The sequence below is a fragment of the Algicola sagamiensis DSM 14643 genome (genome assembly GCF_000374485.1).
Lineage (GTDB): Bacteria > Pseudomonadota > Gammaproteobacteria > Enterobacterales > Alteromonadaceae > Algicola > Algicola sagamiensis.
This window is the reverse complement of sequence record NZ_KB894497.1, coordinates 170261-195777: the sequence shown is the minus strand read 5'-3', so window position 1 is coordinate 195777 and position 25517 is coordinate 170261. Positions and strand designations below refer to the sequence as shown.

The window sequence follows — 25517 nt, the reverse complement described above, 5'->3', positions numbered from 1 at the left end:
CCACCTCATTTTTTGATTTCCTGGCTAATTCCTGTGACGATTTCAATATCATGAATATTCGTAAAAGGTCCGTATTTTGTTGTACTTTTGAGCTCCAGATAAACACACTGGATTTGCTGAACACTCGAGGCTGCATTACTATGTGGGCAGGTTGTTGGGAGACCATTCTCAGTCCGTGTTGTGAGCTGAAAAGTGGATTTCTGCTTTTGGTCGTAAGTTGCCTGCACCCTTTCCCCTATCATTTTAGCAAAAGGCTTGAGTTCCTCATCTGGAAGGGAGAGTGTAAAGACATTTTTTGTTGGCTGGACTTTCCGATTCACGTTTTCAAATAAGGCTGCCGAGTGTGCACTTTCAGCATAGTGCTCAGCTTCCATCCGATCAACAGCAACTCGACTCACTAATGAGTCTAGTGTACTACTACTCATCAAAGCGATCCCAAGCGCTGTGACTGAGACCATAATGACAAGCGCAAAAATAATCGCAAACCCACGTTGATAAGAACGCATTATTTACCCTCTGATTTTGACATTATAGTCCACCGCTCCCAACTGATGCACCACCACCTCCAGCAGGTGTACCGCCACTTCCACTTGGTGTGCCACTGCCACCTGGATCTGCGATACTATTTTCTACCCAGGATGCTTCTATCCCATTGTACAGAAGAACATTAGAACTGATCATTTGCCGTTTATAATCATCAGTAAATGTTAAAGTCTTCCCCCGTCCCATCTGGTATGTACGTTCACCTGCTGTATTATTAAATCCAGGTGTAATATCCAAATCTCTAACGAGAATATACAGACTCACCACAACCACTGGATTGTTATTGACTAACTCATCTGTTGCAGATCCAGTTGATATATAGCGATCAACGCGGTCATCTGACGCGCTGGTATCAAAGCCATAATCGATATGAATTGCTTCAACACCTTCAATCACCTCTTCTTCACCACCCATTGCCGGGTGAATATCATTACTAAGCAGTTTAAAAGTCATACTACGTCTTGTTAAAGTCGGTATAGGAGTGCCTTGGTTATTGTTCCGTCCATCTTTAATGTAATAAACCCGATGTAAATACTCCCAGGCAGAAGGCTTTGTAACCTGAGTATCTGCAAAAGGACGTGGTGCAGCTTTGATTTGAGATCCCATTGCAAAGCCAGCGGTGAGTGGCTCAGTTAGAAGATAAAGCTTATCATCTTCAACATCTTCAAAATGAGTGCCGGCAGAATTGAGTAACTTCTCATCTGCAATCACTCGTTTGATTTGTATCACATCAGAATTTTTTTTCGCTGAACTAACACATGAACTATTCAAAGCTTTAAGATTGGAGCTTCCCGTAGCTGGCACCTCATAGGCATAAAACCAGACAAATCGGTCATCCACATTGTTTGGAAATGAGCCATTGTTCAATTCATTGTTTTCCATTGTGCAATCATTCGGAATGGCAGTTCCTTGAGGAGAGACAAAAACACGAGGTTTTGTTGGCCCACCTGTACCGAATGAGTTTAAAAGATTTGCACCACCACCTTTTGCAACAAGCTCGTATTGTAAATGTCCAAAGAAGCCAGCCATCGATATTTCTTCCCTTAATATAGATAATGTTAAACGTGCCACCTCTTGCATATTACTCACGTCTGTTGTTCTATCTGTGTTCTCTTTACTGCTGACATAAGCGGTAACGACGGCTGCTGTGATCACTAATCCCAGACCTAAGGCCATCATCATTTCGATCAATGTATATCCGGAGAATTTATTTTTCATCTTCATCCTCTAGAACACAAAAGCATTCACATAAACTTGCCGATTCTGTAGACTTTTTCCATCATGACAGATCTCACGTAAATCTCCGTTAGCAAAAGTTCCAGAGGGGTAATTATTAGGATCTGTCGCATCGATGGTTTCCGTTCGCCCACGCCATGTGATTGCGATTTCAACAAAATTATCTACAACCTTGATACAACCGCGTGGTTTTGTAAGACCAATTGAAGTGATATTATCTGTCGCTGTCACACCACCAGTTCCTCCAGAAACAGCTTTTCCAACCAACTTTTGTTCCCACATGTATAAGTCATATTTCGCCACCTTTTCTGTATTACAAGCTTCACCTGATGTGGTGTCACACATATCATCTGGCACAACAATCTCATCGACTTTGCCGTATTTTTTGAAAGCATCTCCTCGGGTATATTGTTTTAAAACCGAGGAAACTGTCGGTGGTGCTTCACCCTGTGTATTTGCTCTCATTCTTGCCAAAATATCATGCGCCAAAGCAGCTGCATTTGATCGTTGCATCGCATCGAAGGTTGTTCTGTTCGCCGAAGTTTGCAAAGCAAGAGAGCCTACGATCCCACCAGCAAGCAAGACCGCTGCAACAAGCATCTCTATTAGGCTCATTCCCGCTTGGCGCTTGATGATCATGGATACATCTCCAAATACAAAATTGTTTTGATTAATAAATAGTGTAAGACAAACCGTCTAAAAAACTATTTTAGAGGACAAATAAGGGATGAGATTTGAAGATAAGGGGTGCTGAGCAGCAATCCGTGCCCAGCTTCGATTTGATTTAACGGAGTTCTGCAGGAACTGCAAAAATGATATTTTCTTCTTTACCAGGATGCTCAATGACTTGTTTACCACCTAAACTTTCCAAGCGTGTGATCACTTGCTGAACAAGTATCTCTGGGGCTGAAGCACCTGCTGTGACACCAATATTTGCAATCCCCTCCAGCCATGAAGGCTCGATGTCATCGGCAGTGTCAATCAAATATGCTGTTGTTCCTTGTTTTTCTGCAAGCTCACGAAGCCGATTAGAGTTTGAAGAATTCTTTGCGCCAACAACAAGCAATAACTCAACCTGACCCGAAAGAGACTTCACCGCATCCTGGCGATTTTGAGTTGCATAGCAAATATCGTCTTTACTTGGCCCATCGATCTCAGGAAAACGCTGACGTAGAGCATCAATGACATCTGCCGTATCATCTACGGATAACGTTGTTTGGCTACAGAAAAATAGGTTACTTGCGTCTTTTACTGTCAGGCCGGCAACATCTTTTGGATCTTCGACAAGATAAATGCCACCCTCTGGGTTGTTGTACTGACCCATTGTCCCTTCTACCTCAGGGTGGCCTTGGTGCCCTATCAGGACACATTCCGCCCCTCGGCGACTTGCTCGTGTCACTTCCATATGCACTTTCGTCACCAGTGGGCAAGTTGCATCAAATACTTTTAAACCTCGGGACTTCGCTTCTTGGCGGACAGCTTGTGAGACACCATGCGCACTAAAAATCACAATATGATCATCTGGCACTTCATCCAGCTCATCCACGAAAATCGCCCCACGCTTTTTTAATCCATCCACAACAAACTTGTTATGAACGACTTCGTGGCGAACATAAATGGGTGGCTCGAAGAGCTCAATCGCTCTTTCAACAATACTGATTGCACGATCGACACCGGCACAGAATCCACGTGGGTTTGCAAGAAAAATATTCATCGAACGATACCTAATTGACCTCTAATATATCGACCTCAAAAACGACGGTTTGTCCCGCCAATGGATGATTAAAGTCAATCGTCACAGAATCACCTTGCACTTCACGAACAATGCCTGGTAGCTCCATACCATCCGGTTGAGTAAATGCGATAATCGCTCCAACCTCAGCTGGGGCTTCTGCTGAAAATCGGCTTCGATCAACATAATAAATGTTATCTGGGTTTGGCTGACCAAATGCATCTTCTGGACAGAGGGTAAAACTATTTGAATCACCCGCTTGTAAGCCAAGCAGACATTTTTCGAAATTGTCTGTCAGACTCCCGTCGCCAATCGTGAGCTTCGCGGGTTTATTCGCAACCTTTGTACTATCAGCAGCAGAGCCATCTTCAAGTTTAATTGTAAAATGGAAGACAACCTCGCTTCCGCTGGTAATCAATTTTACTTCAGACATCAGGACTTCTTCTCTTCTGATTTCTCTTGCTTGGAAGTGCGAAACGAGTCATAGATCATGAGTGCTGCACCAATACAAATCGCAGAATCTGCAATATTAAATGCCGGGTAATGCCACTGCTCGTAGTAAAGATGTAAAAAGTCGATGACGTACCCATAAGCTGTTCTATCGATGACGTTACCGATTGCTCCGCCTAAAATCAGTGCCAATGCACTATTCACTATGGTGAACTGTCTTGGTGTTTGTCGTAACCAGTATATGATTGCTGTGGATACACCAATGGCAATGATCGTAAAGAACCAACGCTGCCATCCCCCCGCATCACTTAAAAAGCTGAATGCTGCGCCATAGTTGCGCACATATGTCAGGTTAAACACGGGTAAAATATGAATGGATTCATGTAACTTCATGAAAGAAACGACGACCATTTTCGTTGCTTGATCCAGGCCCAGTGCAAGCACACTGAGCCAAAGCCATACGAGTCCGGACTGTTTCCAACTTTCTGGTTTTTCCGTCTGTTGTTGGTCCATTAGGCAAACCTGCGCTCTTCGCCGTTCCCTTCGACATTAGTTACACAACGACCACAAATCCCCTCATGGTTTTCATGCGCACCAACATCTTCACTATAGTGCCAACAGCGATCACACTTCTGTGCATCAGATGCTTTGACTGAAACCCAAAGGCCATCAATATCCGTATCTGAGGCATTCTCAGGCGCACCATCCGTCACAACAACATTCGTCTTCGATGTGATAAAGACGAATCGCAGCTCATCTTCAATTTTTTGGAGTATTTCTGCAAGTGAAGACTTCGCGTAGAGCGTTACTTCTGCTTGCAATGTCGCACCAAGAACCTCCTGCTGACGGGCTTCTTCAAGTGCTTTATTCACTGCATCACGAACAAGGAGCAGTTGCTGCCAATAGGCATCGTCGAGCTGCTGGTATGCACGAACTTCAGGGAAATCATTGTACCAAGTGCCAGTGAAAACAAACTCGTCTCGTTCTCCAGGAAGCTCTTGCCAAATTTCTTGTGCCGTAAAACTCAAGATTGGTGCTAACCAACGCGTTAATGCTTCACTGATATGATAAAGCGCTGTCTGACAAGAACGGCGTGCCTGACTATCTGATTTCGCTGTATATTGGCGATCTTTAATGACATCGAGATAGAAACTACCAAGCTCAACTGTACAGAAGTTCATCAGCTTTTGTGTCACAAGATGGAATTGATACTGCTCGTATGACTCAATCAACTCTTCCTGCAACGCCATTGCACGTTCAACTATCCAGCGATCTAACTCAACCATTTCTTTTGCTGGGAGCATATCTGCTTTTGGATCAAAACCACTCAAGTTGGCTAGTAAGAAACGAGATGTGTTGCGTAAACGGCGATACATATCCGCAGAACGCTTGAGGATCTCGTCAGAGACAGCCATTTCAGCGGAGTAATCTGTTTGCGCTACCCATAGTCGCAGAATATCTGCACCAAGCTTGTTAATCACATCCTTTGGTGCAATCGTATTGCCGATGGACTTCGACATTTTTCTGCCCTGTGCATCCACCGTAAAGCCATGTGTCAACACTTCTTTATATGGCGCAACGCCTTTGGTTGCAACTGACGTCATCAAAGAGGACATAAACCAGCCTCGGTGCTGATCAGAACCTTCAAGGTACAAGTCTGCTGAAGCTGAGAAAGTGTCTTTACGCGCATCAACAACACAAGCATGAGTCACACCAGAGTCTAACCAAACATCAAGTGTATCAGCGACTTTACTGTATTCTTTTGCTTCATCCCCGAGTAGTTCTTTGGCTTCCAAATCAAACCATGCTTGGATCCCTTTTTCTTCAACACGTTTTGCAACATCTTCTATGAATGCTGATGTATTTGGGTGAAGCTCACCAGTTTCATTGTGAATAAACAAAGTAATCGGTACACCCCAGGTTCTTTGGCGTGAAATACACCAGTCTGGACGTCCTTCGACCATACCATGAATACGGCCTTCACCCCAATCAGGCATCCAACGTGTTTTTTCAATTTCACCCAGAGATTTCTCTCGTAAGCCAGCTTTATCCATGCTAATAAACCACTGTGGTGTTGCACGGAAAATCACAGGTGTCTTGTGACGCCAGCAATGCGGGTAGCTGTGATCGATCTTTTCACTGAGCAATAAGGCATCCTGTTCTTTGAGGATCTCAATGATATTTTCATTCGATTTGAAGATGTGCTGACCAGCAACAAGGGGAACATCTGAAACAAAGACACCATTCGGCCCAACCGGGTTGACAACTTCAATCCCATAGTTGCGACAAACATTAAAGTCATCTGGACCATGTGCAGGGGCTGTATGAACACAGCCTGTTCCAGATTCCGTCGTGACATGATCCCCCAAAATGATCAACGATTCACGATCAATAAATGGATGCTGTACTTTGAGGTGTTCAAGGGCTTCACCTTTTGCGGTTGCCAGTGTCTTAAATGAATCCGCACCATAGCGCTGCATAGAATCTTCCACAAGCTCTGTCGCAAGAATGATATTTTCAGTCTTACCTTGAGTCGAGATCTCAACTAGGCTGTACTCCAATTCAGCTGCAAGGGCAACGGCCAAGTTTGCAGGCAATGTCCAAGGAGTCGTTGTCCAAATGACGATGCTTGTCGGAATTGCTTCTGATAAGCCAAATGCTTCAGCTAATAATCCGGTATCATTAAACTGAAATTTCACATCAATGGATGGCGAACATTTGTCTTGATATTCAACTTCGGCTTCTGCTAATGCTGAGCCGCAGTCTGTACACCAATGGACGGGTTTAAAGCCTTTCTCCAAATGACCATTGTCAATGATTTTGCCAAGTGTGCGGATAATATTGGCTTCAAATTGAAAGTCCATTGTGAGGTAAGGATTATCCCACTCCCCCAAAACACCCAGGCGAACAAATTCAGCTTTTTGAGTATCAACCTGCGACGCAGCATATTCGCGGCATTTTTCACGAAACTCAGCAGGGGAAATTTTTTGTCCTGGCTTACCGACTTTTTTCTCAACTTTGAGTTCAATTGGTAATCCATGACAATCCCAACCAGGGACATAAGGTGAGTCAAAGTCAGACAGTGTCTTAGACTTGATAATAATGTCTTTTAGAATTTTATTGAGAGAGTGACCAAGGTGAATTTCACCATTCGCATACGGAGGACCGTCATGCAAAATGAATGATTTTTTACCTTTTTTAGCAATTCGAATCTGCTCATAGAGCTTTTTTTCTTGCCATTGTTTCAACATTTCTGGCTCTCTTTTGGCCAGATTTCCACGCATAGGAAAATTTGTTTCCGGTAAGTTCAGCGTATGCTTATAGTCACTCATTCGTTTCTTTATTCCATCTCTTGTCGGCATTCTGCCTTCGTACTTTTACTCATTAAACGATTCTGGCTCAGACTATGCATTAATCTGAGTGGTAAACCAAGTTTTTGCAACAACCACATCATTCGCTATCTGCGACTTGAGGGCTGCGATAGATTCAAATTTTGTTTCATCCCTGATTTTGTGTTTTAAAGTGACTTCGATGATTTGTCCATAAAGGTCAGCATCAAAGTCAAATAGATGAACTTCAAGGCGAAGCTCATTTCCTGCCATTGTCGGACGGCGGCCAATATTCGCGACACCAGTCACCTCTCGGTTCTCTCGTGCGAGTCGAATTGTCACAGCATAAACACCAGTGACCGGGGATACAAGCCGTTTTAGTCGAACATTTGCTGTCGGAAAGCCAAATTCCCGCCCTTTTTTATCGCCATGACTCACGCGCCCCAACAATGTATAGGGACGTCCAAGCATGTCTTCAACGAAGGAAAGATCACCGAGTTGAAGTAAACGGCGAATTTCTGTGCTGCTGACACGGCTATCATGACATCGGTAGCTCTGTGTACTTCGTACTCCAAAACCAAATTGCTCAGCTGAATGTTGGAGCATGTCAAAATTCCCTTCTCGGCCTTGTCCAAAGCGAAAGTCATCTCCAACAATTAAAAAGCGAACGCCAAGCTTTTTGACGAGCAACTCTTGAACAAACTCCTGAGCCTTCATCTGGCTAAATGCAGCATTAAATTGCACGACTATCAGACGATCAACTCCTTGCTCCTTTAATGCTGTATATTTTTCACGCAAATTACACAAACGCGCAGGAGCTTGGCCCTTTTGAAATAATTCTTGAGGTTGGGGTTCAAAAATCATCACCGTTGCAGGTAAGTTTAATTGTGATGCTTGTGCATGCAGGCCACCCAAGACCTGTTGGTGTCCTGAGTGGACCCCATCAAAATTACCAATCGTCAGAACACACCCTTGATGTGACTGGCGTATGTTGTGGATACCTCGAATCAGCTCCATGCAACCTCAGTTTCTATTCTTTTATAGTTCGCGCAGGAAATCGCCGGATTATATCTTACAAATTCACTTGGATCAGCACCTATGAATGTAATATTTGTCGAGGCCGACCACCGAGTACAAAAAAGACCACAAAATAAGATATTCCACCGCATGGAATTAACCAAAGTAGCTGCTTGCCAAATGCATCCCAAGTCCAATGCTGCATCTCATTCCAAGGTTCTAAAGCGTAGAGAAGTACCCCTGCCATTCCACCTGCACTCAAACACAACCTGGCAAAGAATATTTTTGTTGACCGTGACAGACGGAACTGCATTTGTTTTCTCAACTGAAAATAGAGCATACCTGCATTGACATATGCAGCAATTGCGGAAGCCGCAGCTAGCCCGACATAACCAAATAATGGTGCGAAAAGCAAATTGAGCCCCATATTCACAACCATCGTGATAATGCCAATTTTAACGGGTGTTTTTGTATCCTGACGGGCATAGAATGCTGGTGCCAAAACTTTGATCATCATAAACCCGAGCAAACCAGATGCATACGCGTATAAAGCGAAACCAACCTGATTCACATCATTGAGTGTAAATTCTCCACGCAAATAGAGCAGCGCAATAATCGGCTTCGCTAAAATAATCAAACCAACCATCGCAGGTAGGCCAAATAACCCTATAAAACGCATGCCCCATTCAACTGTCGCTTGATACTCTTCAGTACTTTCCTGAGCATGTAACTTTGAAAGATGAGGTAAGATCACCGTCGCAATCCCGATCGCAAACAAACCAAGCGGGAACTCAAGTAATCTATCAGCAAAATACAACCAACTTATCGAGGATGAAACGAGAAATGAGGCAATAGCAGTATCTAAAAATAAGTTAATCTGGCTCACAGAAACACCAAAAAGAGCAGGGATCATGAGGGTTCTGATTTTCACAACCCAAGGGTCACGCCAAGCCCATTTGGGACGCACAAGTAGCTTTTTCCGAAACAGGTAAGGTAACTGGAGTAAAAACTGAGCAACACCGCCAACAAATACACCGATTGCGAGTGCGTATGCAGGCTCTTCCAGATGGGGGCTGAGCCAGATCGCACAACCAATCATCGAGATATTCAATAAAGCAGGCGTAAATGCCGCAAGTGCAAATCGATTATATGTATTGAGAACAGAACCAGACAACGCAACAAATGAAACAAAAAATAAATAGGGAAAAGTAATTTTCAACATCAAGCTGGCTTGGTCAAATTTATGCCCTTGCGGCCCGTCATTTACCCAATCTAAGAACCAACCAGCGCCAAATGTCATTACGATTAAAGGGGAAAGTAAAACACCGATGAGCGTAACGATAAGCAAGATTACCCCGAGCGTTCCCGAGACTTTTGCAAGGAACTGCCTCACCTCATCATCACCGTGTTTCTCCTTTACTTCTGCCAGTACTGGGACAAAAGCTTGAGAAAATGCACCTTCAGCAAACAGGCGGCGTAAGAAGTTAGGTATGCGATTGGCAAAGAAAAAAACGTCCGCACTGGCCCCTGCACCGATTTTGTCTGCGATGATCACATCCCGTGCCAAGCCGAGTACTCTGGATAACATTGTCATCATCGTGACGATCATGCCAGATTTAAACAATTTACGCGCCAATCCCCGCTCCTTAAATCAATTATTTTTATGAAAGCTTTGTTTGAAGTCGTGTATAATACTACGCCTCATTCATGGATGCCTCATTCATATGAGCGCATTGATTGAAATTTTTTACTCGCCACCTCGAATATTTCTATCTTGGGAATTGACAAATGGCGAGAAAAAAGGCATATTCCACGGCCTTTATTGTAAGTAGAATTTGAACTGAGTTAGGAGTTTCACCTTGGCTAACATCAAGTCAGCAAAAAAGCGTGCTATCCAAGCAGAAAAGCGTCGTAAGCACAATGCTAGCCGTCGCTCCATGATGCGTACTTTCCTTAAGAGAGTTGACGCAGCAATCGAAGCGGGCCAAAAAGACGAAGCACAAAATGCTTTCGAAAAAGTTGTTCCAGTTTTGGATCGCTACGCGACTAAAGGTCTGATCCACAAGAATAAAGCAGCTCGTCATAAGTCTCGTCTAGCGGCGAAGATCAAAGCGCTTTAATTCGCATCAGACTGTGTTGGTTCACGCCAACAGAGCCTATAAGAAAAACAAAAGCTGAGATTTTTCAGCCTTTGTTTTTCTAGGTTCAACGATCGACTTAACTGACTTTCCGTCAGCATTCCTCTTAGTTATACCCTTCTTCCTTATCGATCTATCAATAAACCGAAACCACACTAATCTATTACTTACTAGTCGCTGTAAATCTCACACGATGTAACAAACTGTCCTTAACAATACATACTCAAAAGGTATAGATATGATCCGGTCAACGACAAAAGTAGTGCTCATTGTTGGTAGTTTCATTCCTTTCTTGGCACAAGCTGATCTCACAAGCGAGTATCTCACTAAATTGGTGGATACGTGCCATGCAATTAAGTCAAATCACCAACATACGCTTCGAAAAACTTTAATGCAAAATAATCTCACCATGGATGAAATCAACGAAAAGTTGATGTGTAATGGAGAAAGTGCTTATGAATTTGCGATTACGCATAAGGCGATGAACAACGCCAAAATGCTGAATCGCACAGGAACAGTGACAATTAAAGAAATTGCAGCTGTTCAAAACAGTAAATCAGATTCACTCACAGATTAGTATTTGCGTGGAAAGGGACTTCCTCTTGTTCTCACCTCAAATATCCCGACATCCCCTGCTTGAAGAGCTTCTCCCTCCTTGGAGAAGAAAAATAGAAGGTCCTAGATAAATTTTTTCAAAATTGCTGCGATTTTCTTCGGTGAAAATGGCTTCACAACGAATCCCTTCGCACCACTTGCTATCGCATCTTTCACATTGTCCACAGTACTATGTGCTGAAATCATCACAATATTGGCTTTCGGATTGATAAGTTTCAGTTCCTTAAGTACATCTTTACCATCCATATCGGGCAGACCAATATCCAGAAATACGACGTCTTGAACTTGATCTTTATAGGCTTTTAAACCAGCAGCACCATTTGACGCTTCAACAATTGAAGCTATTCCAAGATGAGCAAGTGTTTGCTTTAAAAAAGAACGAACGGTTCCGACATCATCTATGATTAAAACTGACATATCTTCCACTACAGTCACCTCCCTTTCGTCCAAGGTTGTCTTTATTATGTTGCCAATTTCACTACGGCATTAATTCTAAACTAGTCCAACTCGGTCTATTTAGCCACTGGACAGATGTGTTATCGTATGGCTGAAATGAATTGCTGAGGACAAATATACAGATGAGAACCCCTGTAATCCGCTTGTTATTACTTACCTTTTCGCTTGCAGCTCTTTTTTCTGAGTCAGCTCTATCCATAGAAAACAATCATGCGAAAAATAAAGTACAACAACTACAGTCGCAGGCATTAGAAAGTGATCTGGCTTATGAACTTGTTCGCTCTCTGACCGTTGAAGTCGGCGCACGACTACCAGGGACTGAAGCTGATATAAAAGCAGTTGCTTGGGCTGAAAAAAAGCTGATCGCACTTGGTTTTGATAAAGTCTATAAAGAGCCTGTCAGCGTCAAACACTGGTCCAGAATTCAAGCAACAGCCAATATTATTGCACCATATCAGCACCGGCTTGTTATCTCAGCACTCGGAGGCAGTGTATCAACTCCGGAGCAAGGGATCACAGCCCCTATCTACCTCACCAAGTCACTCGAAACGCTCAAGGTTGCATCTCCTGATGATGTGATGGGTAAGATCGTTGTGATTTATGAAGGGATGCAGAAGCATAAAACAGGGGCGAACTATGGTAAAGCAGTCAAAAAGCGTTCTCAAGGTGCATCCATCGCGGCATCCAAGGGCGCTGTTGCAATCCTGATCCGCTCAGTCGGAACAAGCAATCATCGACTTGCACATACAGGCATGGTTCGTTATCAAAAAGATGCTCCTAAAATCCCAGCAGCTGCATTGTCATCACCTGATGCAGATCTTATTGAAGAAATTGTCAAAGCAGACAAGCCCGTCACCATCAAACTCAATTTACAAAATCAATTTTTTGAAGACAAAACGAGCTATAACGTCATTGGAGAAATCACAGGGTGTGAACGACCACATGAAATCGTCCTCGCAAGTGCTCACTTAGACTCTTGGGATGAAGGTACAGGTGCATTAGATGATGGCGCAGGTGTTGGCATTGTCACTGCGGCAGCACATTTGATTCAATCAAAATCATCTTGCCCTAAACGGACGATTCGTGTTGTGCTTTATGCAGCAGAAGAAATTGGCTTGCTTGGTGCGAAAGCATACCTTGAAGCGCATAAAGAAGAATTAAAGGATCATATTCTTGCTACTGAGTCAGACTTTGGAGGTGGCCCTGTCTGGCAATTACAAACCCGCTTTGCCCCCAACAAACTGGGATTTGTTGATGAATTATTTCGTGCGTTAAAGCCACTTGATATCGAACGCGGCCATAACAAAGCCTATGGTGGGCCAGATATTTCTGTCCTGAAAAACGCTGGTGTTCCAGTTCTATCTCTTTATCAAGATGGCACTGATTATTTTGATTACCACCATACCGCGGATGACACCTTGGATAAAGTTAACTCAAAACACCTTCAGCAAAACGTTGCAGCCTGGGTTACCATGCTACACTTGGTAGCAAACAGTGATTTTTATTTCCGTGAGCAGCCTTCAACACGTGAAGATATCGCTCACATGAAAAACACAAATAAATCGCTCTAATGAATTCTTTAAATGAATAGGTTGTATGGGCACAAAAGCAAAGAAACAAGGGCTGCTCAACCCAGTGAAGCAGCCTGCAAAAGGTGCAAAAAAAGGAAAACCACCACAAAAGGGCCCTCAAAAGGCACAAAAAGCGCAAGCACAAGCTGGTGCTTCGGCTAGTGCACCAGCCAAGAAAAAGTCGAAAACACCACTCCTTATATTTATCAGTATTTTAGCCATTGGTTTTGTTCTTGCGCCAAAACCACAACTCGTGACCTACCATAAACTGGATGTCGTCACAAAAAGTGTCTATATCTCCGGCTTATTTGGAGAGCCTGGACAACTGTTAGACTCCAACCAACTTGTTGTGATCGACGAAAGCTCTTCTGCGCTCTACCTTTGCTATCCAGATACAGCCGAAGAAAACTGTAGTCGATATAACCTCGTTCACAAAGAAGGCATGGTCTCAGCTGGGATTTACTGGATAAAAAGCAAATTCTAGGGTCAGTTGACCCTAATCAAGCCACTTTGAATAATCCCACTGACATACGGCACCATGTAATATGGAGGTGATATCGATATCAGCCACTTCTGTCTCTAGTGTATTTGTACAAACAACACGTGCAGCACCAGCTGCCATCATTCTGCGTTTCGCATCTTCCGCGTAAATTCCATGAGTACTCACACAAACAGGAGAAATTTGACTCCTGGGTTTCACCTGCTTAATCGCCTCAATCATTGTCATTCCAGAAGAAACGATATCATCTAAAATCACAGGTGTTTTTCCTTCAGGAATAGCAATTTTTGGCTGAGAAACCTGTACATCACGATCGCCAAACCGTTCTTTGATTAGGATTTGATAATCAATATTCAATCGCTTTGCAACTCGCTGAACCCATTGAATACTTTCCTCGTCCGGGCCGATTAAATATGGTTCATGGACATTTTCATCGATCCAATGTGCAATGCACTCGCCTGCGCTCAGTGTTTGATGATCGATATAATATAACTCATCAAGGTTATCAATTCGATGCAGGTGTGGATCAACGGTTAATAGGCCATGAAAGTGCATGCAGACCAGCTCCGCCATATAATGAGCTGATTGAACCTCTCCTTGATGAAACTCATTATCTTGTCGCATATATGGAAGATATGGAGAAAGCAGACCAACAAACTTCGCCCCCATAGTTCTTAGCTTTTTTGATAGAAAAATCAGCGGTAGAATTTTTCGATTGGGATCAGAGAAATCGAGGTGGATCCAAACCTTTTCATGAACCTTCGGCGCGTTCACTTTCAGATAACTTTCTCCATCCGGAAAAGTGCGTTGAATGACTTCAATGGGATCTAAGTCTGCGAAATGAGTGAGAGATTTAAAAAATGTGCTGTTTGTATCCAGAGAAACAATTGAAACACCTGACATCGAGATAACCCTTTTAAGAACTGTATTTTTCTTTCCACCATACCGTATTTCAGAAAGCGATGACTAGAAAAACATCAAACTTATCTTGTTGCTGATTAAAATACATGTAAAATCAACTGTTTCAGGGTTATACGATTCAAGCATAAGGAACACAATGATGGTCATCTATGAAGTCAATCTCACAGTACAACGAACAATACTGGTTGAATATACGCATTGGCTCTATGAACATATTCAGCAAATGCTCGCAATCCCAGGCTTTCAGGATGCACAGCTATTCAAGTCGATTGACCAGTCAGATTTACGGGAAGTTCTGTTTGTTGTTCACTACCAGATCGAGTCTGAAAATGCTTTGAATCACTACTTTGAACATCAAGCGCCCGAAATGAGGGCCGACGGTCTGAGGCGCTTTGGGAGTCAATTTACTGCGACACGTCGTATTTTATCGCCAACACAATCATCCTTTCGGTATAATGAAAGGAGCTAACTTTCCTTCCTCAATGTGAGTTGTAACCATGTCAAAAAGCGATGATTTAGAGCTGTTTTTAGCAGAAATGTCAGATGTAAAGCGCATGAAGTCTGATGACAAGATCTATGAACAGTCTCAGCAGCTGACACCAACAGAAGCACAATTAGCACGTCAGGAGGCTGCACAAAAGGAAGAAGCTTGTGATCCAAATTATCTATCTATGGAGTACGTCGACCTCATCGACCCATACGATATCATTGGTTACAAAAAAGATGGTGTTCAAGAAGGGGTCTATAAGAAACTTCGATTAGGTCAGTATCAAGTTGACAGCACACTCAACCTGTTTGGACAACCTCTGGCTGATGCAAGAAGAAGTATCTTTAACTTCTTAACAGAGTGTTATCAGAGAAATATTCGGACGATTCTGATTCAGCATGGGATGGGGAAACAAACGAAACCACACCCTGGGCTTATGAAAAGTTATGTCAATAAATGGCTGCAAGAAATGCCAGAAGTTCTTGCTTTTCATAGTGCACAAAAACACCATGGCGGTTTAGGGGCTGTGTATGTCCTGTTGAGAAAGAGTGAAGAGAAAAAGCGTGAAAACCGGGAGCGTCACGCATCCCGGAGGAAATAACCAGACAATTATAGAAGAAAGACTGATGCTTCAGCTGCGCTTGTAAAAACTGCACTAATGCCTAAAAACAAAACAAAATATACGGCTGTTGTAAGTTTAAAGCCACGATTTGAAGCTCTGGTCATTGGTTTCCCCTTTCATTCAATTCAGCGCTATTATAATTCATTATCTTTATTTTTAAAAGTTTGTTACATAGCTTTTTATCAAACTTTTTTATTAATTTTTTAATTTCAGTAAGATAGAATATTACATTTTATTAACACCCATCTGAAAATTCAAAAAATTAACAAAAATTCTAGTCGCTTGATCGAAATCGTTCAAATACGCTGAAGGTAAATTTGGGGGTAAGCCAAATTGAGTCTTCCTCTAGAGGACTTGATTCAGTTTCTGTCTCTTGATGATAAAGTTGAAAACCCCGCTGTTTGTAGTTTTGTAAAGCAAACGGATGATCTTCACTACACGTATGTACCCACACTCTCTCAGGATTGAATGACCAAGCCATTTCACATGCTTCTTCCAACAGCCAACTTCCGAGTCCCTGTCCAACATATTCCGGTAAGAGTCCAAAAAACTTCAGTTCAATACCTTCTGTTTCATTTAATTCAAAGAATCCAATTGGCACACCATTTTTGTTCGCAACAAAAATATGAACGGAAGCCTGCTCTAAATGTTCTTTCCAATCTTGATAATCCCAATGCAACCGACTGTCCCACAACCATATGCCACCGACAGCTTTAAAGAAAAACTGTGCCACTTGAATATCTTTTGATGTTAAGCGGTGAATAGAGCATCCCTCTGGGAGCAAATACTGACGTTCTGGCTGTTGCGTTTGTTCAAGATAATAAGTGGTCACTTCGAGGATATTACAGCTGTGCTCTAATGTCATAAGGATTGTTCCCTAGTATACTGATTTAGCTCAAATAAGTTGCTATTTTTATTGAATAAAATATCACGATGCAGGAGTAAAGTTAACCGAAAAAATGGATACAAAAGCAATACAGACAAATGACCGAGATCGCATTAAAATAGCTCAAAAAAGAATAATAAACCATCAACACTTCGCGACTATACAAGGAGGAATAATGCCGACTCAAGTCACCTATCCTGTAGCGGGCTCCTGCCAATGTGGTCAAGTTACATACTCATTAAAAACAGCACCGCTAGTTATAGCAGCCTGCCACTGTATCGACTGCCAGAAGCTGTCTGCCAGTGCATTTAGCCTGACTCTTGTTTGCCAAACAGACCAAGTTGAGTTTCGTGGACAACTAAAACAATGGGAACGACTTGCTGAGAGCGGAAACCGAAATCAGGCTTTCTTTTGCCCTGAATGTGGTAATCGTATATACCATTTAAATCCTGAACAGCCTAAGCTCATCAAGCTCAAAGGTGGAACGCTATCAAATACAGATGTTATTCAACCTAATGTCCACGTTTGGATATCTCGAAAACAAAAGTGGTTGGAAATCCCTGATGGTATCCCAACATTCGAGCAACAGCCACCCAAAGAAGTCTTTATGAAGGCAATTCAACAAGAAGAAACGGCATAACAATCTCAAGCTAGCTATCTTTCATCGATAACACTGCTGATTCAGATGTTAAGAAGGTGAAAAAATGCGACAAAAGCCCCAAATTTGGGGCTTTTACTGAGGTCATGGAGAAGTATGTTGTAGGCTTAAGCGCTTTCTTGCTCAAGCAGTTTTCCGGTACCAATATCTATCTTACGCGGCTTTAACGCTTCCGGAATTTCTCGCTCAAGATAGATATGCAGTAGACCATTTTCTGAATCTGCGCCGACAACTTTTACATAGTCGCCTAATTGAAATTTCCTTTCAAAGTTTCGCTCTGCAATACCTTGATAAATAAATTGTTTATCAGACTGTTCCGTCTGTTTCTTACCTTTCACAAGTAAGTTATTTTGCTCGGACTCTATTTCTAATTCTTCGATGGAGAACCCGGCGACCGCCATGGAAATACGATATTTATTTTCGTCAATAAGTTCAATGTTATATGGCGGATAGGTAGGTTGTTTTTCATTTCTTGACGCTGCATCCATCAAAGATGCTAAGTGATCAAAGCCAATAAAAGAACGATAAAGGGGGGTTAAATCTAAATTACGCATCGCTATATCCTCTAAGTTTAAGCAATATAGTTAAAAAGCTCTTCATTCTGAACGAGCTAGTTTGTTTCAATGAGCCCCGTTATCGGCGGCTCATTATTAGATATAGGGATGGAAAAATGGCTTTCAAGGATAAGTTTTAAATTTTTTCTAAAACGGGTGTTTTTATTCTTGGACGCCGAGAAACTGTTCAACCCCCTTAATGCTAGGTAGCTTTGATAAATCCTGTGTCACATCCAAGTAGGCGACTTTCTGCTCTTTATCAATGACAGCAAGTGAGCTGACCATCAACCCCAGATATTGGATCTCAACACCAAATGCATGCCCTGCTTCATGCCATAACGCATCAGAATACACATCAATGTTTTCGATTCGTTCTTCTTTCAAGACTCGCTTAATCGCAAAGGGCAAGTCAGAGGTAATCGCAATAACCGCAACATCACCATCAACCTTCTGAGCAAGTGCATCCAGTTCTTTTAATTGTAATGTACCAATTCCGGTATCCAGGCTGGAGACAAGTCCAAGGACAATTGTTTTCCCAGCATACATTTCCAGCTGTTTGGGTTGAAAAGTTAAGTCTGCAAATTGAAATGAAGGAAGATTCGACTGGATCGCAGGACGATCCCCTTCAAGTTTAACGGGCTTTCCACCAGCCAACGTTACTACAGATTCAGTGGCTTGCGATAAAAACGACATCGCTCCTAAGAAAAAAGATAAAAGACCTGCTTTTAATTTCATCACTAAGTTACTCGAAAATGATTTTGATTGCTTATACTTATATGACTAAGCAATTTCAAGTGGTTTTTGCTTAGACGTCATCAGGCTTAAAAGTTTCATTGTATCACCATAAAATTCTTGATTCTTGTAAGCCTCGGTAGTCGAACTTTGGGTTATCTCGCCCCTCATTGGCAAGTGACCCTCTGTAAATTATGAGAGCGTTCATGGCAACACCACTGCTGATCTGTGATGATTCAAACCTAGCTCGGAAGCAAATGGCAAGGTCTCTCCCCGATCATTGGGATGTCGACATCACCTTCGCCTCCCATGGACAAGAAGCCATGGAGGTCCTCAAAAATCAAAAAGTAGACCTGCTCTTCCTTGATCTTAATATGCCTGTCATGGATGGGTATGAAGTCCTGCAAGCAATGCGAGATGAAGACCTTCATACTATGGCAATTGTTGTTTCTGGTGATGTTCAGCCCGAAGCAAAAGAAAGAGTAATGCAACTCGGCGCATTAGACTTTATAAAGAAACCTGTCGACAAAGAAAAGTTGGCGCAAATTGTCAGTCGTTATGGGCTGGAACTCTCAGAAGTCAAGGAAAAGACGCAAGAGAAAGTAGAAGCAAAGGAAGCGACTCCTGCACATGATGAAGGCCTTTCCGTTGATTTAAGGGACGTGTATCAGGAGATCACGAATGTCGCTATGGGCCAAGCTGGCGACCTACTCGCAAGACTACTTCATGTATTTGTCGAGCTTCCGATACCAAATGTCAATGTCGTTGAGGTCGCTGAACTACACATGGCATTACAATCGGTAGAGGATAACGTCAGCACCTCAGCTGTTTGCCAAGGCTTTATCAGCGGCGGTATGGCTGGAGAAGCGTTACTGATTTTAAATGATTCCAGTTTTAAAGATATCGCTCAGCTTCTCAAATATGAGGGAGAGTTAAACGATAAAATTCAACTGGAATTACTAATGGATATCGCCAATATACTGATTGGCGCAATTTTGAATGGGCTTTCCGAACAACTGGATATCAGTTTCAGCCAGGGACACCCTGTTGTTCTTGGGCAACATTGTCAGGTTTCCGATCTCATACATGCCAACTCATCCCGTTGGAAACGGACTTTGGGGATTGAAATCAGCTACGGTATCGAAAACTACGATATCACCTGTGACCTGTTGCTCCTCTTTACTGAAGATTCGATCCCGACTTTAAATACCAAAGTCGCCTATTTACTGGATGATTGACCATGGCAATGAATAACCAAGTTGAATTTGCTGAGTTTCACTGGATGATGGATATGTTCCAGACGGTTGATATTGGTTTTATCGTCCTCGACAGAGAGTATCAAATCCATGTCTGGAATGGGTTTATGGAAAACCACAGCGGGCTATCACCGAGAGAAGTGCGTGGTAAATCCATTTTTGATATGTTTTCTGAGTTGGATGAAGAATGGTTTCGTCATAAGTCTGAGCCGGTATTCCTATTGAAAAATCGAGCTTTCACAATATGGGAACAGCGGCCTTTTGTTTTTCGCTTCCGAAATTATCGCCCAATCACAGGCACAGCAGATGTGATGTTTCAGAACATTTCGATCATTCCATTATCGGATACAACAGGGAAAGTTGGCCATATCTGCATTATCGTATATGACGTCACAGATGTTGCTGTAAATAAAAAGGAAAGCGAAGCAGCCAATGCCAAACTCGAACAACTCAGTCGAACCGATCAATTAACTGGTTTAAATAACCGCGGTTTTTGGGAAACGTGTCTCAATGCCGAATTTAAGAGAATTCAACGTACAAACGGCCCTTGTTCTTTATTAATGTTCGACATTGATCACTTTAAAAGAATTAATGATGGCTTTGGGCATGCTGCGGGGGATATCGCAATTCGGCATACCGCAGATCTACTCAGAAATTCATTAAGAGAAACGGATATATCAGGCCGATATGGTGGTGAGGAATATGCAGTTATCCTCGTTGATACTCCTGCACTACAAGGTCGTATTTTTGCTGAGCGGATCCGAAAGCTCATTGAACAATCCTCATTCAATTACGAAGGAACAGACATCCAATTTACAGTTAGTATGGGGATTTCCGATGTTCACCCATCAATTACCACCGCCCAAAAATGGATTGAAGCCGCAGATAGTGCTTTATATCGTTCAAAAGAAGGTGGTCGAAACCGTGTCTCAATTTATGAAGAAAAAGAAGAGAACTCACCCTGATTTTGCTGAATATCAGGATTTACACTAAGCTTTGAAAAATGAGAAGAAATTAAGGTTTCCAACATGCGCAGATGCATCTGTCTCCTCTTCTGTATGACGCTTTTCTTAGGATGTAGTCCAGAAAAAAAACAATCAGTCAAACCTGTCTCTCTTCCTGAGGAAAAACCCGCCAAGGCAATCGAGTGTAACCTGCGTATTGGTTATGATACTTGGGAACCCTATCAATTTATGGACATTGATAATAAAGTAAAAGGCTTAGATATTGACTTACTTGTTATGCTGATGAAGAAAATAGGCTGCCATGATTACGAATTCAAAATTGATGTCTGGGTCGAATTACTCAAAATGATGCGTGAAGGTGAAATTGATGTTGTGATGGGTGCATCCATTACAAAATCTAGGAAAGAGTTTGCTTTATTTTCAGATGCTTACCGCCAGGAAGAATTTAGACTTTATGTTCGTTCAGAAGAACTTCATTTATACCCCTATACCCAAATTGAAGACTTACTGAAGAAAAATAAGAAAGTGGGCCTCATTGATGAATACTACTATGGTAATTCTGTCTCCAAGTTAAGGGAAAGTGAAACCTATAAATCTCTATTTATTAGTGGTGTCATGAGCGAAGTCAATATTGCTCGCTTAATGGATCACCAAATTGACTCATTTCTTGAAGATAGCTTTGTCGGCGCGGCACTCATCAAGCGTAAAGGCCTTCAGCGTTATATCAGCCCACACTCGATCCATATCCGTACAGGGCCTGTGTATATTATGTTCAGCAAAAAGACCGTTTCACCGGAACTCGTACAGAAGTTTAACAAAGCACTCCAAGTGATCCGAGAGAATGGCAGCTACCAGCGATTATTAGAAAAGTACGCTAAGATAGAAGCAAATCCAGGTTAGTATTTTCTTTCTACTCAGCAAATATGGCTGAAAAGAAAAGGCAAAGCGTTAACCTCCTGAAAAATAACGCTGTAGGATAGCGCCTGTGAACTGCTTTTTGAGATAAAAACCTCGTGGTAGGGTTAAAAATGGCTCTCCTTCTGCATTGAATGCTTCTGTTAATGCTTTGCTATTCGCTGCTTTCGGACGGATCTGTAGTGCTACCCCATACTTTGCTGACACTTGTTCAACATAACCAAGTGCTATCATATCCATCAACTCTTCCCAATCATGTCTTAAGATCATTTCTTCTTCAGCATTGGGGGACCATAGCATTGGGCTTGCGATGATACGCTCTTCTAATGGTATGGATCGCTCAGCAACAACCGGGATCCAAAGAACACGATTGAGCTTCGACTTGACCAGAGATGTTTCCCAGGTACTTCCTGTAATTCCTGTTAATGGTGCAGTGCAAACAAATGTCGTTTCCAGTGGATATCCAGCGAGTGAAATCGGCAAGGTTTTTAATTCAATCCCTAAGTGAGGAAAGTCAGGAATAGGTTTTGATCCAGCTTCAGCACCAAGTACCATCTCAATAAATTGCCCAACCCAGCCTTTTTCTCGCTTTAAATTATCAGGCATCGCTACAGCATATTGGTTAGCCAGCTCTCTAAGCTTAAGACCTGCAAGTATATTTGCCCTCTCAAGAAGGGTTTCTTCTGACTCTGGTCGATTCAATGCATCTACTCACCTTGAAAATCAAGGTGGCATTGTATCAAACCTGTTTTAGTCAATTCACTTAAAATTCAGCCTAAGACCAAAAGTATGATTAAAAAAAACACGCAAGAAACTCTTGAAGTTTTACCAAAATAGAAAATGACAGTAAACAGTTGTTTTTAAAGAAAAACACAATAAACCAATCAACTTTTCATTTTTAAGAATGTGAGTTATTAAAGCTAAACAGGCGTTTATTTACAAAGTTATCCACAGAATGTGTGAATAAACAAATTCATTTGTGATTAATTATTAATATTCCCAGTCTTAGCAAGGAGAATTTTTCTTAGGATAAGTTGCAAGAAAGCGGATATTTGTGAAAGAATCAAATTAGTTTCAAATTTTATGACGTGGAGTCGATGTGATTGATGCCGAAGGTTTCCGAGCGAACGTCGGCATAGTGATCTGTAACTCTCAAGGACAGGTATTTTGGGCAAGACGTTATGGACAACACTCATGGCAGTTTCCTCAAGGCGGGATCCATGAAGGTGAAACACCTGAAGAGGCCATGTATCGAGAATTGGACGAAGAAGTAGGTTTAAGTCGTCAAGATGTTGAAATCATTGGTATTACTAAGCAATGGTTGAAGTATCGTTTACCAAACCGGCTCATTCGCAGGGACAGCCACCCTGTCTGTATTGGCCAAAAACAAAAGTGGTTTTTGTTAAAGGTAAAATGCAAAGATGAGCAAATAGATTTGCTTCGTTCATCGCATCCTGAATTTGATGATTGGCGCTGGGTCAGCTACTGGTACCCAGTACGTCAAGTCGTTTCATTTAAAAAGGATGTATACCGTAAAGTCATGAAAGAGTTTGCCCCGATCGCTTTGCCGTTTCAACGCAGAGAGAATCGAAAGAGGAGACGATAGGCTGACAAAATGCTAACCACATTCAATCGGATCGTACAAGATGTATCACGCGAGCCGGACCTAGCTGAAGCTTTATCTCGCTTGGTCAAGCAAGTGAAAACATCTTTGAGTACCGAGTGCTGCTCCATCTATCTAGCAAATGAAGAAGAGCAACATTTTATACTCATGGCGACTGACGGCCTCTCTCAGGATGCAGTTCGAAAGACCTGCATCCCTTTTTCTGAAGGACTTGTTGGTTTAGTTGGCCAACGTGAAGAACCGATTAATATCGCGAACTCTGCAACACACCCTCGTTTCAAATATATGCCTCAAGTACGCGAAGAGCGGTTCAAAGCATTTCTTGGTGTCCCGATACTTCATGAACGTCATGTGATTGGTATTCTGACTATTCGAAGTACAAACGACGAGTTATTCCCTGAAAATGAGGAAGCATTTCTCGTCACTCTTTGTGCACAATTAGGCGCAGTCTTATCAAGAGCAAAACTCGCCAGTTACCTTTCATCAAAAAGCACACGGGGGTTTCAATCTCAACGTTTAAAACGCTTAAAGGGGATCCCAGCCGCCCCAGGTGTTGCGATAGGTAAAGGTGCTTACTTAGGTCCAGTTGCTTCATTTGATAAGGTTTTTCCCAAAAAGACATATCAAAGTGAGCGGGAAATCACTATTTTACAGCAAGCGCTGCACTCCGTTGAGGAGGACTTTCGAAAAACCTGCGAGCAAATGTCGAGTCATTTACCCAAAGAAGCGCTCGCTATTTTCGACTTTTATCTTCAGATGCTGGAGAGTCCGAATTTAACGGAAGAAATGACCAGCAAAATCAAAAAAGGTTGGAATGCAGAAAGCGCACTCAAACTCACAATCGAAAGCTACATCGCCCAATTCGATGCGATGGAAGATGACTATATCCGAGAACGAGCATCGGATATTCGGGAGCTCGGTCAACGGATTCTACAAAAGCTATTTTTCAACGATATACAAAAACCCAAACTTCTCAACGAAGCAACCATTTTGATTGCTCAAGAAGTCACGCCTTTTATGCTCACTCAAGTCCCCAAAGAGCACTTAAAGGCGATTGTCTCATTTAATGGTTCAATTAACTCTCATACCGCGATTATTGCCAGAGCATTGGGTGTACCCGCCATCGTTGCTCTAGAAAAAGTTTCTGAAGAACAGCTGACCCAAGTTAACCTGATTGTTGATGGCTATGATGGTCACCTCATCATCAGCCCACAAGAAACTGTTTTAGCTGACTATAAACAACTGGAAAGCGAAGAAAATGAGTTAAATCAGGAGGCAATCAAAGAAGTATTACAAGAATGTAGAACAAAAGATGGTGCACTATATACCATTCATTTAAATGCAGGCTTGAGTATTGAAAGCGAGCTGCTCGATCAGAATATGGTCGATGGTATTGGCCTTTATCGAACAGAAATCCCATTTATCCTGAGCGAGTCATTCCCTTCCGAAACGAAACAAGTTGCCATATATGAGAAGGTCTTAAGTGACTTCCAGAATAAGCCCGTGATTATGAGAATGCTGGATGTCGGTGGCGATAAACCCCTCCCCTACTTTAAAACCGAAGAAAGTAATCCTTTTTTAGGGTGGCGAGGGATCAGAATGACACTGGATCACCCAGAAATATTCCTGCTACAGGTTCGTGCCATGATCAAGGCTTCTCTTGGAAAAAGCAATTTACATATTTTAATCCCCATGGTCTCCGATCTTAAAGAAGTCGATGAGTCTAAACGACTCATGCAACAAGCCTACTTCGAAGTATGTGATGAGCTTGGAAACCAGAATAAACCACCCCGTCCAAAATTTGGCGTCATGTTAGAAGTTCCTTCTATGATTTGGTTTATTCCTGAACTGGCAAGCCGTGTCGATTTTATCTCTGTAGGGAGTAATGACCTAACCCAATATATTTTGGCTGTAGATCGTAACAACGCACGTGTCGCGTCACTGTATAATTCTCTTCATCCAGCAGTCATCAGAGCATTTCAGCAAATTATTCAGCTCACTCAGGCTCATCAAATTCCTATTCAGGTCTGTGGTGAACTGGCTGGAGAACCTTCGGGCACTCTGCTTTTAGCAGGTATGGGATATCAGCATTTCAGTATGAATGCCTGTCATATTGCCCGTGTGAAATGGGCACTTAGAAGAGTGAATCAATCTGATCTCAATACGATGGCTGAAGACTGCCTTCAACAAGAAAGCACAAAGCAAATCAGAAGCCTAGTGAATTCATTTATGTATCAACAAGGACTCGATGCTTTGATCCGTGCTGGCCGCTAAAGACCCTTCATCACTCACACAAGATCACAATCTCTAC

27 protein-coding genes are annotated in these 25517 nt (G+C 42.3%); 12 read left to right on the top strand and 15 right to left on the bottom strand.

The features are described from left to right. Positions 1–5: 5 nt before the first annotated feature. The 9 genes from C505_RS0112220 to murJ form a co-directional block, all read right to left on the bottom strand. Positions 6–506: a pilus assembly PilX family protein gene (locus tag C505_RS0112220; protein ID WP_018692900.1), complete on the bottom strand. Its 501-nt coding sequence runs from the start codon at positions 504–506 to the stop codon at positions 6–8. A 22-nt stretch (positions 507–528) separates the two neighbouring features. Continuing rightward, a complete protein-coding gene (locus C505_RS0112215) occupies positions 529–1761 on the bottom strand; it encodes a PilW family protein (protein WP_018692899.1) in 1233 nt (410 codons plus the stop codon). Between the two features lie 9 nt (positions 1762–1770). After that, on the bottom strand, positions 1771–2418 hold the full coding sequence (pilV, locus tag C505_RS23675; RefSeq protein WP_018692898.1) for a type IV pilus modification protein PilV: 648 nt from the start codon (positions 2416–2418) through the stop codon (positions 1771–1773). Between the two features lie 145 nt (positions 2419–2563). Then, entirely contained in the window at positions 2564–3493 is a 930-nt protein-coding gene (gene ispH / locus C505_RS0112205) for a 4-hydroxy-3-methylbut-2-enyl diphosphate reductase (protein ID WP_018692897.1), read from the bottom strand. A 10-nt stretch (positions 3494–3503) separates the two neighbouring features. Next, entirely contained in the window at positions 3504–3944 is a 441-nt protein-coding gene (fkpB, locus tag C505_RS0112200) for an FKBP-type peptidyl-prolyl cis-trans isomerase (RefSeq protein WP_018692896.1), read from the bottom strand. After that, positions 3944–4474: a signal peptidase II gene (gene lspA / locus C505_RS0112195; protein WP_018692895.1), complete on the bottom strand. Its 531-nt coding sequence runs from the start codon at positions 4472–4474 to the stop codon at positions 3944–3946. The genes fkpB and lspA overlap by 1 nt, the downstream gene beginning before the upstream one ends. Continuing rightward, positions 4474–7293: an isoleucine--tRNA ligase gene (gene ileS / locus C505_RS0112190; protein WP_018692894.1), complete on the bottom strand. Its 2820-nt coding sequence runs from the start codon at positions 7291–7293 to the stop codon at positions 4474–4476. The genes lspA and ileS overlap by 1 nt, the downstream gene beginning before the upstream one ends. Positions 7294–7365: 72 nt before the next feature. Continuing rightward, entirely contained in the window at positions 7366–8307 is a 942-nt protein-coding gene (ribF, locus tag C505_RS0112185; RefSeq protein WP_018692893.1) for a bifunctional riboflavin kinase/FAD synthetase, read from the bottom strand. A gap of 79 nt (positions 8308–8386) precedes the next feature. Next, a complete protein-coding gene (gene murJ, locus C505_RS0112180; protein ID WP_018692892.1) occupies positions 8387–9943 on the bottom strand; it encodes a murein biosynthesis integral membrane protein MurJ in 1557 nt (518 codons plus the stop codon). A 223-nt stretch (positions 9944–10166) separates the two neighbouring features. On the opposite strand from murJ, the gene rpsT reads away from it, so the two are divergent. Both rpsT and C505_RS22250 read left to right on the top strand, forming a co-directional pair. Next, on the top strand, positions 10167–10427 hold the full coding sequence (gene rpsT / locus C505_RS0112175; protein ID WP_018692891.1) for a 30S ribosomal protein S20: 261 nt from the start codon (positions 10167–10169) through the stop codon (positions 10425–10427). A gap of 256 nt (positions 10428–10683) precedes the next feature. Next, positions 10684–11022 (top strand): DUF3718 domain-containing protein, encoded by a 339-nt coding sequence (locus tag C505_RS22250; RefSeq protein ID WP_018692890.1) that lies wholly within the window; start codon positions 10684–10686, stop codon positions 11020–11022. Between the two features lie 101 nt (positions 11023–11123). On the opposite strand, the gene C505_RS0112165 is transcribed toward C505_RS22250, so the two are convergent. Then, entirely contained in the window at positions 11124–11477 is a 354-nt protein-coding gene (locus tag C505_RS0112165) for a response regulator (RefSeq protein ID WP_040439884.1), read from the bottom strand. 161 nt (positions 11478–11638) lie between these two features. Here C505_RS0112165 and C505_RS0112160 point away from each other — a divergent pair, with 161 nt between their 5' ends. Continuing rightward, positions 11639–13087, top strand: coding sequence for a M28 family peptidase (locus C505_RS0112160; protein WP_018692888.1), 1449 nt, complete (start codon positions 11639–11641; stop codon positions 13085–13087). 12 nt (positions 13088–13099) lie between these two features. Further along, a complete protein-coding gene (locus C505_RS24965) occupies positions 13100–13249 on the top strand; it encodes a DUF1660 family phage protein (protein ID WP_157369007.1) in 150 nt (49 codons plus the stop codon). A gap of 334 nt (positions 13250–13583) precedes the next feature. Here the strand turns inward: C505_RS24965 and prs are convergent, their stop codons facing one another. Then, positions 13584–14489: a ribose-phosphate diphosphokinase gene (prs, locus tag C505_RS22240; RefSeq protein WP_018692886.1), complete on the bottom strand. Its 906-nt coding sequence runs from the start codon at positions 14487–14489 to the stop codon at positions 13584–13586. Between the two features lie 154 nt (positions 14490–14643). Here prs and C505_RS22235 point away from each other — a divergent pair, with 154 nt between their 5' ends. Then, complete coding sequence (locus C505_RS22235) at positions 14644–14976, top strand: DUF4286 family protein (RefSeq protein WP_018692885.1); 333 nt, start codon at positions 14644–14646, stop codon at positions 14974–14976. 28 nt (positions 14977–15004) lie between these two features. Further along, a complete protein-coding gene (gene smrA, locus C505_RS0112140; protein WP_018692884.1) occupies positions 15005–15595 on the top strand; it encodes a DNA endonuclease SmrA in 591 nt (196 codons plus the stop codon). 295 nt (positions 15596–15890) lie between these two features. Here smrA and C505_RS22230 read toward each other — a convergent pair whose 3' ends face one another. After that, positions 15891–16481, bottom strand: a complete 591-nt coding sequence (locus C505_RS22230) for a GNAT family N-acetyltransferase (protein WP_018692883.1) — start codon at positions 16479–16481, stop codon at positions 15891–15893. Between the two features lie 196 nt (positions 16482–16677). Here C505_RS22230 and C505_RS0112130 point away from each other — a divergent pair, with 196 nt between their 5' ends. Next, a complete protein-coding gene (locus tag C505_RS0112130; protein ID WP_018692882.1) occupies positions 16678–17142 on the top strand; it encodes a GFA family protein in 465 nt (154 codons plus the stop codon). Positions 17143–17267: 125 nt separating this feature from the next. On the opposite strand, the gene C505_RS0112125 is transcribed toward C505_RS0112130, so the two are convergent. Both C505_RS0112125 and C505_RS0112120 read right to left on the bottom strand, forming a co-directional pair. After that, positions 17268–17714 (bottom strand): Hsp20 family protein, encoded by a 447-nt coding sequence (locus C505_RS0112125; protein WP_018692881.1) that lies wholly within the window; start codon positions 17712–17714, stop codon positions 17268–17270. 162 nt (positions 17715–17876) lie between these two features. Then, complete coding sequence (locus C505_RS0112120) at positions 17877–18407, bottom strand: redoxin family protein (protein WP_169337038.1); 531 nt, start codon at positions 18405–18407, stop codon at positions 17877–17879. 245 nt (positions 18408–18652) lie between these two features. Between C505_RS0112120 and C505_RS0112115 the strand changes: the two genes are divergently transcribed. The 3 genes from C505_RS0112115 to C505_RS0112105 all read left to right on the top strand — a co-directional run bounded on the left by C505_RS0112115 (position 18653) and on the right by C505_RS0112105 (position 21567). After that, on the top strand, positions 18653–19684 hold the full coding sequence (locus C505_RS0112115; RefSeq protein WP_018692879.1) for a response regulator: 1032 nt from the start codon (positions 18653–18655) through the stop codon (positions 19682–19684). Positions 19685–19692: 8 nt separating this feature from the next. Further along, entirely contained in the window at positions 19693–20667 is a 975-nt protein-coding gene (locus C505_RS0112110) for a sensor domain-containing diguanylate cyclase (protein ID WP_026317925.1), read from the top strand. A gap of 63 nt (positions 20668–20730) precedes the next feature. Further along, positions 20731–21567 carry a substrate-binding periplasmic protein gene (locus tag C505_RS0112105; RefSeq protein ID WP_026317924.1) on the top strand — a complete coding sequence of 279 codons (837 nt, stop codon included), beginning with the start codon at positions 20731–20733 and terminating at the stop codon, positions 21565–21567. Between the two features lie 48 nt (positions 21568–21615). On the opposite strand, the gene mutH is transcribed toward C505_RS0112105, so the two are convergent. Beyond that, on the bottom strand, positions 21616–22284 hold the full coding sequence (gene mutH / locus C505_RS0112100; protein WP_018692876.1) for a DNA mismatch repair endonuclease MutH: 669 nt from the start codon (positions 22282–22284) through the stop codon (positions 21616–21618). Between the two features lie 397 nt (positions 22285–22681). Here mutH and rppH point away from each other — a divergent pair, with 397 nt between their 5' ends. Together rppH and ptsP are read left to right on the top strand one after the other, a co-directional pair. Then, positions 22682–23188 carry an RNA pyrophosphohydrolase gene (rppH, locus tag C505_RS0112095; RefSeq protein ID WP_018692875.1) on the top strand — a complete coding sequence of 169 codons (507 nt, stop codon included), beginning with the start codon at positions 22682–22684 and terminating at the stop codon, positions 23186–23188. 9 nt (positions 23189–23197) lie between these two features. Then, complete coding sequence (gene ptsP / locus C505_RS0112090) at positions 23198–25480, top strand: phosphoenolpyruvate--protein phosphotransferase (RefSeq protein ID WP_018692874.1); 2283 nt, start codon at positions 23198–23200, stop codon at positions 25478–25480. The last annotated feature ends 37 nt before the right edge of the window (positions 25481–25517 follow it).